The sequence below is a fragment of the Streptomyces sp. NPDC079141 genome (assembly GCF_040686775.1).
Taxonomy (GTDB): domain Bacteria; phylum Actinomycetota; class Actinomycetes; order Streptomycetales; family Streptomycetaceae; genus Streptomyces.
The window spans coordinates 369,156-382,849 of record NZ_JBFBLP010000006.1; the positions used below are offsets into that span (position 1 = coordinate 369,156).

The following is a 13,694-nucleotide window of genomic DNA, read 5'->3' on the forward strand; positions in this document are numbered from 1 at the left end:
CCTCCGGAAGGAGCGCATGTGCCCTCCAGACGTACCGTCCTCGCCGCGACAGCAGGGGTCACCGCGGCACTGGCGATCGGAACCGACGCACACGCCGACAGCCTCGACGACAAGAAGCTCCGCTCGCTCATCTCCCGTATGACGCTGGAGGAGAAGGTCGGCCAGCTCTTCGTGATGCGGGTCTACGGCCACTCCGCCACCGCCCCCGACCAGGCCGACATCGACGCCAACCTCAAGGAGATCGGCGTCCGCACGGCCGCCGAGCTCATCGCCAAGTACCGCGTCGGCGGCATCATCTACTTCGCGTGGGCGCACAACACCCGCGATCCGCACCAGATCGCGGACCTGTCCAACGGGATCCAGAAGGCGTCCCTGGAGCAGCCCCGCGGCCTGCCCGTCCTCGTCTCCACCGACCAGGAGCACGGCATAGTCGCCCGCGTGGGCAAGCCCGCCACCCTCTTTCCGGGCGCGATGGCCATCGGGGCGAGCGGTTCCCGCACCGACGCCCGCACCCTGGGCCGGGTCGCCGGCAAGGAGCTGCGGGCGATCGGCATCCGGCAGGACTACACGCCGGTGGCCGACGTGAACGTGAACCCGGCCAACCCGGTCATCGGCGTGCGCTCCTTCGGCGCCGATCCGGCGGCGGTGGCCGGCCTGGTCGCCGCCGAGGTCGTCGGCTACCAGCACTCGTCGGTCGCGGCCACCGCCAAGCACTTCCCCGGGCACGGTGACACGGCCGTCGACAGCCACTACGGCTTCCCCGTCATCACCCACACCCGCGCCCAGTGGGACGAGCTGGACGCGCCGCCCTTCCGCGCCGCGATCCGGGCCGGCATCGACTCGATCATGACCGCGCACATCATGGTCCCGGCGCTCGACGACTCCGGCGACCCGGCCACCCTCTCCCGCCCGATCCTCACCGGCATCCTGCGCGAGGAGCTCGGCTACGACGGGGTCGTCGTCACCGACTCCCTCGGCATGGAGGGCGTACGGACCAAGTACGGCGACGACCGCGTCCCGGTGCTGGCGCTCAAGGCGGGCGTGGACCAGCTCCTCAACCCGCCCAAGCTGGACGTCGCCTGGAACGCCGTCCTGAAGGCCGTACAGGACGGGGAGCTCACCGAGGCCCGGCTCGACGAGTCGATTCTGCGGGTGCTGCGGCTGAAGGCGAAGCTGCGGCTCTTCGAGGACCCGTACGTCGGCCACCGCGGCGTCGACCGCACGGTCGGCATCGAGGCGCACCTCGCGGCGGCCGACCGGGTCGCCGACCGCACGACGACCCTGCTGGTCAACGAGGGCGGCCTGCTGCCGCTGTCCCCGGCCGAGCGTCCGAGGCTGCTGGTGGTGGGCGCCGACCCGGCCTCCCCCTCCGGCACCACGGGACCGCCGACGGGGGTGCTCGCCGGCGCGCTCGGCGAACTCGGCTTCACGGCCACGGCCCTGTCCACGGGCACGGCCCCGTCCGCGACGACCATCGCCCGGGCGGTGGCGGCGGCCGAGGGCGCGGACACGATCGTGGTCGGGACGTACAACGTCTCGGCGACGAGCGCCCAGAAGACGCTCGTGCAGCAACTGCTGGCGACCGGGAAACCGGTGGTGGCGGTGGCGATCCGCAACCCGTACGACGTGGCACACCTCCCCGCCGTCCGCGGCTACCTGGCCTCGTACTCCTGGACCGACGTCGAACTGCGGGCGGCGGCCCGGGTGATCGCCGGGGAGGTGTCGCCGACCGGGCAGCTGCCGGTGCCGGTGCAGCGGGCGGACGATCCGACGCGGGTGCTGTATCCGATCGGGCACGGGCTGTCGTATCCGGCGTAGCGCCCGTACGTCACGGCCCCGGCGCACGACCCCAAAAGGGCCCAAAGCGTCCCGCGCGTCTGGCGTGCGCCCGCTGCGGCGGGCCACGCTGGGCGGGGGTATTGGGGGGAGTGCGATGCGTGAGAGACGTGCCGTGGGGGTGGGCTGTGCACTGCTGGTGCTGGCCGCCGCCCTGCTGACGGGGTGCCAGTCGGGGGACGGCACCGAGGGGGACGGCCGGCTCGCCGGGGACGCCTCGTCACCGGCCTCGTCGGCCGGGGCCCGGCCCTCCGGCTACGGAACGGTGTTCCTCGGGGTCGACGAGTGCAGTTCGTTCGGGACGACCAGCTTCACGGAGGTGCCGTGCACCGGGGAGCGGGCGGCGGCGCGGGTCGTCGCGCGCTTCGACGGCGCGGTCGGCGACGGTCCGCCGTGCCCGGCGACCACGGACTTCGTGCTGCACATCAGCGAACAGGCCCCGGCCTCCGACGAGGACGGCGACGGCGCCGTCCCGCAGGGCTACGCCTGCATGCGCAACCTCTCCGCACCGCACCCCGGCGACCCGGGCGGCGGGGGCGGCCCGCGCACCATCGTCGGCGACTGCGTCTACAGCTCCGGCGGCGGCCAGGTCCGGGAGACGGCCTGCGACGGCAAGGGCCGCAAGAAGCCGCAGTTCAAGGTGGTGAAGGCGGTCGCCGAGCGCGCCGACTGCCCGATCTCCACGGCCCTCTACGTCCAGCTCGGCGGCGAGCGGCCGGTGGGGTGCGCCCGGCCGCTCTGAGGAAGGCACGCGGATCCGGGGAAGGCACGCGGACGGCCCACTCCGGCGTGCGGCATATGCCAGGTTCACGCACAGTGGCGTCGTGACACCTCTGACTCGGATACCTCTGGAGAGCGGGGGCTGGCTGCTGGTGGAGGAGCCGGGCCCGCCGGACGCGGGGCCGGTGAAGGCCGGGCGTATCGGCGACACCGTGCGGGAGCTGCCGGCCACGCTGGAAGGGGCCCTGGAACCGGTCACGGAGGCCGCCCGGGCCACCCTCGCCCAACTGCGCAAGGCCCGCCCCGACGAGATCACCGTCGAGTTCGGCGTCGACCTCGCGTTCGAGGCGGGGGCCGTGATCACCAAGAGCCAGGCCGGCTGCCATCTGAAGGTGACCGTGGCCTGGAAGAGCGAGGACCCCGGTCACTCCCCCGCGGGGGCGCCATGACCGGGGAGGAACAGACACCGGGCGAGGGCATCGCCACCGACCTGCCGATGTCGGTGGCCCAGATCCTCACCCCCGACGGCCGGGTGGCCGGCACGGGCTTCCTGGTCGCCGAGGGCCTGGTGGTCACCTGTGCGCACGTCGTCGAGGCGGCCGGCGGCGGGCCCGGCGCGACAGTGCCGCTGGCCTTCCCGCACCTGGTGGACGCCGATCGGCTGGAGGGCCTCGTCCCGGCCGAATGGTGGCGTTCCGTGCAGGGCGAGGACGTGGCCTTCGTCCGGCTGAGCAGCACACCGGCCGGGGCGCGCGTCCTGCCGCTCGGCTCCTCGGAGGGCTGCCGGGGCCACGATGTGCGCTCGTACGGGTTCCCCGCGCAGGCCCGGCCGGAAGGACACCTCGGCTTCGGCACGGTCGGCGATCTGCTGCCCGCCGTGGACGGCCGGGGAGCGTTGCTGCAGCTGACCGATGCCAACGACCTGACCACGGGGTTCAGCGGCGGGCCTGTGCTCGACGAGAGGACCGGTCTCGTAATCGGCATGCTCATCGAGATCGTCTCGCCTGACCTGCATGAACGCGGTCTGGCCATCGCGTACGCCACGCCCACCCAGGTGCTGCGGGAGATCCTGCCTGAGCTGGCCGAGCACGATGTGTGCCCGTACCGGGGTCTGGAGCCGTTCACCGCCGAGCACGCCAGGTGGTTCGAGGGCCGCTCGGAGGCGGTACGGCAGGTGGTGGCGAACCTGGCCCGGCAGCAGCGGCTGACGCTGCTGCTCGGGCCCTCGGGGTCGGGGAAGTCCTCGCTGATCCAGGCGGGCGTGCTGCGTGCGCTCGCGGCGGGCGAACTGCCGGGCAGCGACCGCTGGCTGCCGGTGCTGACGAGGCCCCGGCAGGACATGCTCGCCGAGATCGAGCAGGCGGGGCTGCCCGGGGCGAGCGAGGACGGCATCATCGCGGCCGTCAACCGCAGGCTGGCGGCCGAGCCGTCCTACCAGCGCGTTCTGCTGGTGATCGACCAGTTCGAGGAGTTGCTGCTGCAGAGCACCAACGGCCGGCTGCGGAAACTGCTGGGCGCCATCGACGAGGTCACCTCGGCCGCGGACGCGTACACGAAGGTCACCATGATCCTGATCATGCGGGACGACTTCTATCCGCAACTGGCGGCGCTGGCCCCGAGATTGCTGGACGCGGCGATGCCGGGCCTGCTGAATGTGCCGGGCACGCTCAGCTATCAGGACCTGCACGACATCATCGTCCGTCCCGCGGACGACGTGGGGCTGCACTTCCAGCCCGGGCTGCCCGACCGGATCATCGGCGACGTACTGAACATCACCCCCGAAGCGGCGATCACCCGTCAGGCGCCCGTCACCGTGCTGCCGCTGCTGGAGATGACGCTCCAGCAGCTGTGGGACCGGCGCAAGGACGGCTACCTCACCCACGAGGCGTACTCACGCATCGGGGAGGTCAGCGGCAGCGTCACCACGTGGTGCGACAGCGCGCTGGACGAGCTCTCCCCCGAACAGCAGGTCATCGCCCGCCGGGCGCTCACCTCTCTCGTGCACCCGGCCGACCCCCGCCACAACATCACCGCCGTCCGCACCCAGGTTCCCCTCCACGAGCTGCGCGATCTGGCCGCCGCGACCGGCGACACCGGGGAGCAGGAGGCCGTCGACTCGGTCATCGCCGCGCTCGCCCGCCGCCGCATCATCACCACCCAGACCCTCCGGGCCCCGCAACTCCCCGGCGCCCCTCCCGGAGAGCCGGTGGCCGAACTGATCCACGAGGCGCTCATCCGCGACTGGGGCGCCCTGCGCGAGTGGGTCGACCAGGACCACCGCTTCCAGGAGTGGCTCGGCCGCACCCGCGAACGCCAGTCCCGCTGGGCGGCGCAGAAGGACCCGGGCGACCTGCTGGGCGGCACCGCACTGGCGGAGGGCCTCGAATGGTCCGAACAACGACGCCTGCCGACGGACCTCGCCGACTTCCTGACGGCCAGCAGGGACCGGCAACGGTCGGCGATCCGACGGAGCAGGGTGCTCAACGGGGTGCTCGGCGGATTGCTGGTGCTGGCGTTGCTGGCGGTGGCGGGTGCGGTGTGGGAGTGGGTGCGGGTGGGAAACGCGAAGGAGGCCGCGCTGTCCCGCGAACTCGCGGCCCAGTCCAACGAACTCCTCGGCACCAATCCAGAACTCGCGGCACTGCTGGCGGTGAAGGCGTACCGCAGCAGTCGTACGTCCGAGGCGACCGACACGCTGCGCAGCGCCGCGGCCCTGCCGGCCCAGCGACGTCTGTCCGGGCACTCCGAAGAGGTGCGTGCCGTGGCCTTCAGCCGGGACGGCCGCACCATCGCCAGCGCGGGCGTGGACCGGGACATCCGGCTGTGGAACACGGCCACCATGAAAACCCGTGCCGAACTGTCCGGGCACAGGGACGCGGTGAATGCCCTGGCGTTCAGTCCGGACGGAACCATCCTCGCCACCGGCAGCGCCGACAGGACCGTCCGGCTGTGGAACGCCGACACCGGCAAACCCGGCAGAATCCTCACCGGCCACCAAGAGTCCGTCAGAACCCTCGCCTTCAGCCCGGACGGAAACACCCTCGCCACCGGCAGCGCCGACAACACCGTCCGGCTGTGGGACCCCCACACCGGCAAACCCGGCAGAATCCTCACCGGCCACCAGGAGTCCGTCAGAACCCTCGCCTTCAGCCCGGACGGAAACACGCTTGCCACCGGCAGCGCCGACAGCACCGTCCGCTTGTGGGACCCCCACACCGGTGCCTCACGCGCCACGCTCAAGGAGCACGGGCTGGCCGTGACATCGGTGGCCTTCAACCCGAAGGGCAAGACGCTCGCCACCACCGACAGCTACGAGGCGGCTTACCTGAGAGACCCGCTCACCGGCAAGAAGCACACCAAGTTGTTCGACGTGGCGCTCGTCATCGCCTTCAGCCCGGACGGCAAGACCTTCGCCACGGCCACCGACCGCTTCGTGCAGCTGTGGGACGCGCACACCGGTGCGCCCAGAGCCACCTTGATCGGGCATGCGAACAAAGTGCTCGCGCTGGCCTTCAGCCGGAACAGCCGTACGCTCGTCACCGCGAGCAGCGATACGACGCTGCGTGTGTGGGACGCGGAGACCGGCAAGGACCGCTCCACCCTCAGGGGCCACACCAGCAGCGTGTACCGAGTGGCCTTCAGCCACGACGGCCACACCATCGCCACCGCAAGCGCCGACAAGACCGCGCGCTTGTGGGACCCGGAGACCGGTGCGCTCCGCGAGAAACTCGGCGAACACGGCGACGAGGTGGAAGCGGTTGCCCTTCATCCCAAGGGCCACACCGTAGCCACCACGAGCGACGACGAAACCGTCCGCCTCTGGGATGCGGAAAGCGGCAAGCGCCTCGCCGAACACAAAGAACACCAGGACTGGGTGCGGTCAGTGGCTTTCAGCGATGACGGTCGGACCCTCGCCACCGCCGATGACAACGGCATCGTCTTCTTTCGGGACCCGGTCACCGGGGAGCCCCGCCATGAGTTCGCCGCGCACGACGAGGAGGTGTTCAACGTGGCGTTCAGCCCGAACAGCCGCTTCCTGGCCACAGCCAGCGCCGACTCGACGGCAGTTCTCTGGGACGTGGCATCTCGGGAGAAGCGCACGACACTCGCGGGGCACGGCGGCGCCGTGTGGTCGGTGGCATTCAGCCCGGACGGCGAAAAAGTCGCAACGGGCAGCGACGACGGAACCGTCCGCCTGTGGAACGCCCACACGGGCGAGCGACTCACCGCTCTGACCAAGCACATCGCGGCTGTTCACTCGGTGGCCTTTCACCCCGACGGCGACATCCTGGCCACCGGCAGCGGGGACGGAACCGTCCGTCTGTGGGACGCGCACACCGGCAAGCCCCGCACTGCACTTCTCGGCAGCTTCAGCGGTGTGACGTCCGTGGCGTTCAGTCCCGACGGTCGTACTCTCGCCACCGCGGGCGGCGACGGGACGACGCGGCTGTGGAACATCGATTCCATCCCGGAACCCGACGAGGCCCTCCAGCAAATCTGCCGCACCTTCGGCCGGGACCTCACCACGGACGAGCGCGCCGCCTACCTCCCCGACGAGGACACCTCCGTCTGCCCCTGACACCGACGGCGGGCCCTCCCGGACCCGCCGTCGGCGCACCACTGCAAACTTCAGGACGCCTTACGGCCGCAGCGTCCGCTCCACCGTGCGCCTGTCCAGCTTCGCGTCGTACGTCGCGAGTGGCTTTGCCCGGGTCGGGTCTGCCTGGACCGCGGTCGAGGCCACGCCCGCCCACTCCAGGATCTTCGCCGTGGCGAGGGCCTTCTCGGAGTCGACCAGGCCCGCGACCCGCGCGCCGTGGTTGGCGCCCGGCGCGGTGAAGACGTACGAGTCACGCGCGCCCTTGCCCAGGCGGAACTGTTCCGCGCCCCACGGGTCGTTCTCGCCGTACACGAACAGCATGTGCCGCGCGTTGTGCCGCACCCAGCTGTCGACGTCCCGCATCGCGTACGGCTCGAAGGTCATCGGGATCGACCGCGGCACGAAGTACCGCGGCGGCAGGTAGCCGTAGCGGATGTACTGCTGCTCGATGTGCGGGAAGACGATCGTCGGCGCCCCGAGCTGCGTGCCCGCCTGGTAGTAGTACGGCGTGTACGGCTCCAGGCCCTGGTCCGTGTAGAAGGAGAACCCGGCGATCGTGTCGATGGAGGTCCAGATGTCCTCGTCGGTGGCGTTCTTCGCGTCCGCGGGGATGGTGTCGCAGTCGGACAGCAGGCTGTACTGCCAGAAGCCCCAGACGTAGTCGAGCACCGTGGCCTCGTAGGCCTTGTCGAGGCTGCCGACGGTGTCGAAGGTGTAGCCGTTCTCGGCCGCGTAGGTCGCGTACCGCTGCTCCAGCGGCTCCCGGCGCACCAGGGCCTCGCGCTGGACGCCGTTCAGCCGGTCGCGGCACTCCTTGGTGCCGACGCTCGCGAAGAACTCGTCGTAGGCGGAGTCCTCCTTGTTCACCACGTCGTTGGGGGCGACGTAGGCGACGACGCCGTCCATGTCACGCGGGTAGAAGCGCTCGTAGTAGGTGGCGGTCATGCCGCCCTTGGAGCCGCCCGTGGAGAGCCACTTCTTGTCGTAGATCGGCTTGAGGGCCTTGAAGATGCGGTGCTGGTCGCTGGCGGCCTGCCAGATGTCCAGCTTGGTCCAGTCGGCCGGGGCGGGCCGGGACGGGGTGAAGAAGCGGTACTCCATGGAGACCTGGTTGCCGTCCACGATCTGGGTCGGCTCGCGGCGGCTGGGGGTCGTGGAGACGTTGTAGCCGCCGGTGTAGAAGACCGTCGGGCGGGCCTCGTCCTTGTGCAGCACGGTGATCCGCTGCTGGAAGGTGCCCCCCGCCGGGTTCCGGTGGTCGACCGGCTGGGTGTAGTTCAGTACGAAGAAGCGGTAGCCGGTGTACGGCTTCTCCTCGATCAGGCTCATGCCCGGTATGGAGAGCAGCCTCTCCTTGATGTCGGTGGTGGCGGTGGCCTCCGGCTCGGCGGCGGTGGCCGCCCCTGCCGTGCTCAGCGTGCCTATGAGCACCGTGAGCGCCAGCAGCCATCTGAGCGCTTTGCGCATGCACCCTCCCCTGTGAGACAGATGTGCGCCCGGAAGCTATCGGAGCAACTGATGTTCACACCAGGGGAGTTACGGAAAAAACCTGTTACGGGAGTGGCCGGATCAGCACAGAATCCAACCGGAACTGCCCGAACCGCCGCCCACCTTGCCCGTCACCCGGACACAGCGGTGCCCCGCGTACACGCTCACCGAGCGGGTCTTGCGCCGGTGCTTGCCCGTGTAGGGGACCGGCCGGTGGCCGCGCGCCTGCACGCTGACGGCCATCGTCCGCTTGGGGCCGGTGTTCTTGGCGACGGTGAAGGCGCAGACCTGGCCGCCCTGTTGGTAGACGTGCACGGCGCCCGTGGAGAACGGCACCGTGCGGACCTTGCGGCCGGGACAGGACGAGCCGGCGGCCTCTGCCTCCCCCGGCGCCGCGAGAGCGATCAGGCCGGACGCGGTCAGCACGGCCAGACCGGCCGCCAGCCGTCGGCGTATCGCACCACTGCCCACTGTGTCGTCCTCCCCGTACCCCGGCGATGAGCGTACTGGTGTACGGACGCACGACGTACGCCGGACGGTTGCGTGCCGACCGTCACGCGGACTCGACACCGGCCGAATTCAGGCCGCGGCGGCCTCGGCCTCCCCCACGAACGTCCGCCACAGCTCCGCATACCGTCCGCCCCGCGCCAGCAGCTCCTCGTGCGTGCCGTCCTCCGCGACCCGGCCGTGGGCCATCACGACGACCCGGTCCGCACGGGCGGCCGTGGTCAGACGGTGGGCGACCACAAGAGTGGTACGGCGGCCCGCGAGGCGGTCGGTGGCCTGGTTGACCTGGGCCTCCGTGGCCAGGTCCAGGGCGGCCGTCGCCTCGTCGAGGAGCAGGATGTCGGGGTCGACGAGTTCGGCGCGGGCCAGCGCGATCAGCTGGCGCTGGCCGGCCGAGAGGTTGCGGCCCTTCTCGGCGACCTCGTGCAGATAGCCACCCTCCAGCGTGGCGATCATGTCGTGCGCGCCGACCGCGCGGGCCGCCGCCTCCACCTCGGCGTCGGTGGCGTCGGGGCGACCGTAGGCGATGGCGTCGCGGACGGTGCCCTGGAAGAGGTACGCCTCCTGCGGGACGACGCCGAGCCGGTGCCGGTAGGCGGTCATGTCCAGCGCCCGCAGATCGGTGCCGTCGACGGTGACCTGCCCGGTGGTCGGGTCGTAGAAGCGGGCGACCAGCTTGACGAGGGTGGACTTGCCGGCGCCGGTCTCGCCGACGAAGGCGACCGTCTGCCCTGCGGGGATGCGCAACTCGATGCCGGTGAGCGCCTCTTCCTCCTTGCCGTAGGCGAAGTGCACGCCCTCGAAGGCGATCTCGCCGCGCAGCGACAGCACGTCGAGCGGCTCGTCGGCGGACTTCGTGGAGGTCGGCTCCCGCAGCAGCTCCTGGATCCGGCCCAGGGAGACGCTCGCCTGCTGGTAGCCGTCGAAGACCTGGGACAGCTGCTGGACGGGCGCGAAGAACAGGTCGATGTACAGCAGGTACGCCACCAGCGCGCCCGTCGTCAGCGTCCCGGCGTCCACCCGGCCCGCGCCCACGATCAGTACGGCGGCCGCGGCGACCGAGGACAGCAGCTGGACGAAGGGGAAGTAGACCGAGATCAGCCACTGGCCGCGGATCCGGGCCTGCCGGTAGCTGTCGCTGCGTTCCGTGAACCGCCGGCCGCCGTCGCCCTCGCGCCGGAAGGCCTGCACGATCCGCAGCCCGGACACCGACTCCTGGAGGTCGGCGTTGACCACGGACACACGCTCGCGGGCCAGTTCGTACGCCTTCACGCTCGCCCGGCGGAAGAAGTACGTGGCGACGATCAGCAGCGGCAGCGTGACGAAGACGACCAGCGCGAGCTGTACGTCGATCACCAGCAGGGCGACCATGATGCCGAAGAAGGTGACGACCGAGACGAACGCGGTGACCAGACCGGTCTGCAGGAAGGTGGACAGGGCGTCGACGTCCGTCGTCATCCTCGTCATGATCCGGCCGGTCAGCTCGCGCTCGTAGTAGTCGAGTCCGAGCCGCTGGAGCTGGGCGAAGATCTTCAGACGCAGGGAGTACAGGACCCGCTCACCGGTCCGCCCGGTCATCCGCGTCTCCCCGGCCTGCGCCGCCCACTGGACGGCCACCGCGAGCAGCGCGAGCAGCGCCGCCGCCCAGACAGCGCCGAGGGCGGCCTCGGAGACACCGCTGTCGATGCCGTGCCGGATCAGCACGGGCAGCAGCAGGCCGGTGCCCGCGTCCACGGCGACGAGGCCGAGGCTGACGAGGAGGGGCAGCCCGAATCCGCGCAGAAGCCTGCGCAGGCCGTACGACTCCTCCGGCCTGACCGCCTGCGCCTCGTCCACGTCCGGGGTGTCGCTCGCCGGGGGCAGCGCCTCGACCTGGGCGAGGAGTTCGGGGGTGGCCGGGGTGCCGTCCAGCGCGGTGTCGCGCGGGGTGCGCTCCCCGGCCCAGAGGTGGGGCGTGATGCCGCGCTCGGCATCGAACTCGGCGTCCAGCTCGTCCCGTACGGAGGTGTCCTCCTGGGGTACGGCCGGCTGGGTGTGGCCGGGCGAGACGCCGCCCAGCTCGTCGGGGTCGGTGAGCAGCCGCCGGTACAGGGCCGACCGCTCCTGGAGCTCCTCGTGGGTGCCGAGGTCGGCGAGCCGGCCGCCGTCGAGGACGGCGATGCGGTCGGCGAGGTTCAGGGTGGAGCGCCGGTGGGCGATCAGCAGCGTGGTCCGCCCCCGCATGACCTGCTGGAGGGCCTCGTGGATCTCGTGCTCGACGCGGGCGTCCACGGCGGAGGTGGCGTCGTCGAGGACGAGCAGACGGGGGTCGGTGAGGAGGGCGCGGGCGAGCGCGATGCGCTGACGCTGGCCGCCGGAGAGGGTGAGGCCGTGTTCGCCGACGGTGGTGTCGTAGCCCTCGGGCAACTCGGCGATGAAACGATCCGCCTGAGCGGCGCGGGCGGCTGCCTCGATCTGCTCGTCGGTGGCGTCGGGACGGCCGTAGGCGATGTTGCTGCGGACCGTGTCGGAGAAGAGGAAGGAGTCCTCGGGCACGAGCCCGATCGCGGCGCGCAGGGAGTCCTGGGTCAGCTCGCGGACGTCGTGGCCGCCGACGAGGACGGCGCCGCGGGTGACGTCGTAGAAGCGCGGCAGGAGGAGCGAGACGGTGGACTTGCCGGAGCCGGAGGAGCCGACGACGGCAAGGGTCTCGCCGGGGCGGATCTCGAAACTGAGCCCGTCGAGGACGGGGCGGCCGTCCTCATAGCCGAAGGACACGTCGTCGAACTCGACGGTGGCGGGCGCGTCGGCGGGGAGGGTCTTGGTGCCCTCCTTGATCGACGGCTCGGTGTCGATCAGTTCCAGCACCCGCTCGGTACCCGCGCGCGCCTGCTGCGCGACGGTGAGGACCACGGCGAGCATCCGCACCGGCCCGACGAGCTGGGCGAGATAGGTGGAGAACGCGACGAACGTGCCGAGCGTGATGTGCCCGCGCACGGCCAGCCAGCCGCCGAGGGCGAGCATCGCGACCTGGCCGAGGGCGGGGACGGACTGGAGGGCCGGGGTGTACCTGGAGTTGAAGCGGATGGTGCGCAGCCGCCCGGCGAACAGCCGCCGGCCGACCTCGCGCAGCTTGCCGGTCTCCTGCTCCTCCTGCCCGAAGCCCTTCACCACCCGGACCCCGGTGACCGCTCCGTCGACCACGCCCGCGACGGCGGCGGCCTGGGCCTGGGCGTACCAGGTGGAGGGGTGCAGCTTGGAGCGGCTGCGCCTGGCGATCCACCACAGGGCGGGCGCGACGGCGAGCGCGACAAGGGTGAGCGGCAGGGACAGCCAGGCCATGACGACCAGGGAGATGAGGAACAGGGCGAAGTTCCCGATGGTCATCGGGAGCATGAAGAGCAGGCCCTGGATCAGCTGGAGGTCGCTGGTGGCGCGCCCGACGACCTGCCCGGTGGACAGCTCGTCCTGCCGCCGCCCGTCAAGCCGCACGATCGTCCCGTACATGTCGGTCCGCAGATCGTGCTGTACGTCGAGGGCGAGCCGGCCGCCGTAGTAGCGGCGGACGTAGGTGAGGACGTACACGAGCACGGCCGCGCCGATCAGCAGCCCCGCCCACAGGGCCATGCCGCGGCTCTCGTCGCCGATCACGTCATCGATGATCACCTTGGTGACCAGCGGCACCAGCGCCATGACGGCCATGCCGACGAGCGAGGACCCGAGGGCCAGCACGACGTCCATGGGATGGCGCCACGCATATCCCCAAAGTCTCCGCGCCCATCCCTGCCGCGCTGCCACGTCGGTGCCTCCCCGTATTGATCGCCTACGCAGGGCCAACGCGTAGGCGGGCGCATTTCATCCCGGGCAGCGGTTTCCCCGGGCAGCGGTTTCCCCGGCAGCGGTTTTCTCGGTAGCGGTTTCTGAGTACCGCCGCCCATCCGCCTGAGTACCTCGGCCCTGACCCCGCTCCCCCACCGGCCGGTTTGATCAACGTATGAAGAAGAACGTGGTCGCCCTCACCTCCGCCCTCGCCTTCGTCGCCCTGTTCGGCCTGGCGGCGAAGGGGTGCGAGTCGATGCAGGGCGGGCCCGTCCACAGCACCGACGAGTTCCGCGACCACGTGCGGGCCACGACTCGGGCGGGCACGGACACCTACCTCGCCCTGCTCCCCGCGCCGGCCGGTGATCTGTACCCCGCCAAGGAGGGCAGCTCCTCCTGTGTGGACGACTTCGGCTGGGACGACGGCGATGTCACCCGCGACGAGCCGAGCTACACCTGGGACCTGGAGTACGCGAGCGACGCCGACTTCCGTGCCGCCCTGACAGCCCTGGAAGCCGACTGGCGCGAGGACGGCCACAAGGTCGAGAAGGTCGAGGACGGCATCGCCACCACCCTCGACGGCATCCGGGTCACGGTCCACCTGGGCTACTACGACCACAAGCCCGAGCTGCGCGCCATGGGCACCTGCATGCGCTACCGGGACACCTATGGCGACGAGTACGACTACATGTTCGACGACGACGGCGACGGAACCGTGGACGAGTACGAGAAGCCCTCCTGGTAG

8 protein-coding genes are annotated in these 13,694 nt (G+C 71.1%); 5 read left to right on the top strand and 3 right to left on the bottom strand.

Translation table 11 applies throughout. The annotated features are described in order from the left end of the window. Window positions 1-18 precede the first annotated feature (18 nt). The 4 genes from AB0Q90_RS20195 (at window position 19) to AB0Q90_RS20210 (ending at window position 7,135) form a co-directional block, all read left to right on the top strand. Window positions 19-1,818 carry a glycoside hydrolase family 3 protein gene (locus AB0Q90_RS20195; RefSeq protein WP_363165528.1) on the top strand — a complete coding sequence of 600 codons (1,800 nt, stop codon included), beginning with the start codon at window positions 19-21 and terminating at the stop codon, window positions 1,816-1,818. 115 nt (window positions 1,819-1,933) lie between these two features. Further along, window positions 1,934-2,578: a hypothetical protein gene (locus tag AB0Q90_RS20200; protein WP_363165529.1), complete on the top strand. Its 645-nt coding sequence runs from the start codon at window positions 1,934-1,936 to the stop codon at window positions 2,576-2,578. An 82-nt stretch (window positions 2,579-2,660) separates the two neighbouring features. Next, entirely contained in the window at window positions 2,661-3,005 is a 345-nt protein-coding gene (locus tag AB0Q90_RS20205; RefSeq protein WP_363165530.1) for a CU044_2847 family protein, read from the top strand. Further along, the gene (locus AB0Q90_RS20210; protein ID WP_363165531.1) at window positions 3,002-7,135 is read left to right on the top strand and encodes a trypsin-like peptidase domain-containing protein; all 4,134 of its coding nucleotides are present in this window, start codon (window positions 3,002-3,004) and stop codon (window positions 7,133-7,135) included. Before AB0Q90_RS20205 ends, AB0Q90_RS20210 begins: the two co-directional genes overlap by 4 nt. Before the next feature lie 60 nt (window positions 7,136-7,195). Here the strand turns inward: AB0Q90_RS20210 and AB0Q90_RS20215 are convergent, their stop codons facing one another. The 3 genes from AB0Q90_RS20215 to AB0Q90_RS20225 form a co-directional block, all read right to left on the bottom strand. After that, window positions 7,196-8,623, bottom strand: coding sequence for a S28 family serine protease (locus tag AB0Q90_RS20215; protein WP_363165532.1), 1,428 nt, complete (start codon window positions 8,621-8,623; stop codon window positions 7,196-7,198). Between the two features lie 102 nt (window positions 8,624-8,725). Further along, window positions 8,726-9,115, bottom strand: a complete 390-nt coding sequence (locus AB0Q90_RS20220) for a hypothetical protein (RefSeq protein ID WP_363165533.1) — start codon at window positions 9,113-9,115, stop codon at window positions 8,726-8,728. Window positions 9,116-9,223: 108 nt separating this feature from the next. Further along, window positions 9,224-12,928 (bottom strand): ABC transporter ATP-binding protein, encoded by a 3,705-nt coding sequence (locus AB0Q90_RS20225; RefSeq protein ID WP_363165534.1) that lies wholly within the window; start codon window positions 12,926-12,928, stop codon window positions 9,224-9,226. Window positions 12,929-13,124: 196 nt separating this feature from the next. Between AB0Q90_RS20225 and AB0Q90_RS20230 the strand changes: the two genes are divergently transcribed. After that, entirely contained in the window at window positions 13,125-13,694 is a 570-nt protein-coding gene (locus AB0Q90_RS20230) for a hypothetical protein (protein ID WP_363165535.1), read from the top strand.

What these genes read in the sequence shown, in the direction of transcription:
- AB0Q90_RS20200 (WP_363165529.1), top strand. Translation starts at nt 1,934, where the DNA reads ATGCGTGAGAGACGTGCCGTGGGGGTGGGCTGTGCACTGCTGGTGCTG.
- AB0Q90_RS20210 (WP_363165531.1), top strand. Translation starts at nt 3,002, where the DNA reads ATGACCGGGGAGGAACAGACACCGGGCGAGGGCATCGCCACCGACCTG.
- AB0Q90_RS20215 (WP_363165532.1), bottom strand. Translation starts at nt 8,623, where the DNA reads ATGCGCAAAGCGCTCAGATGGCTGCTGGCGCTCACGGTGCTCATAGGC.
- AB0Q90_RS20230 (WP_363165535.1), top strand. Translation starts at nt 13,125, where the DNA reads ATGAAGAAGAACGTGGTCGCCCTCACCTCCGCCCTCGCCTTCGTCGCC.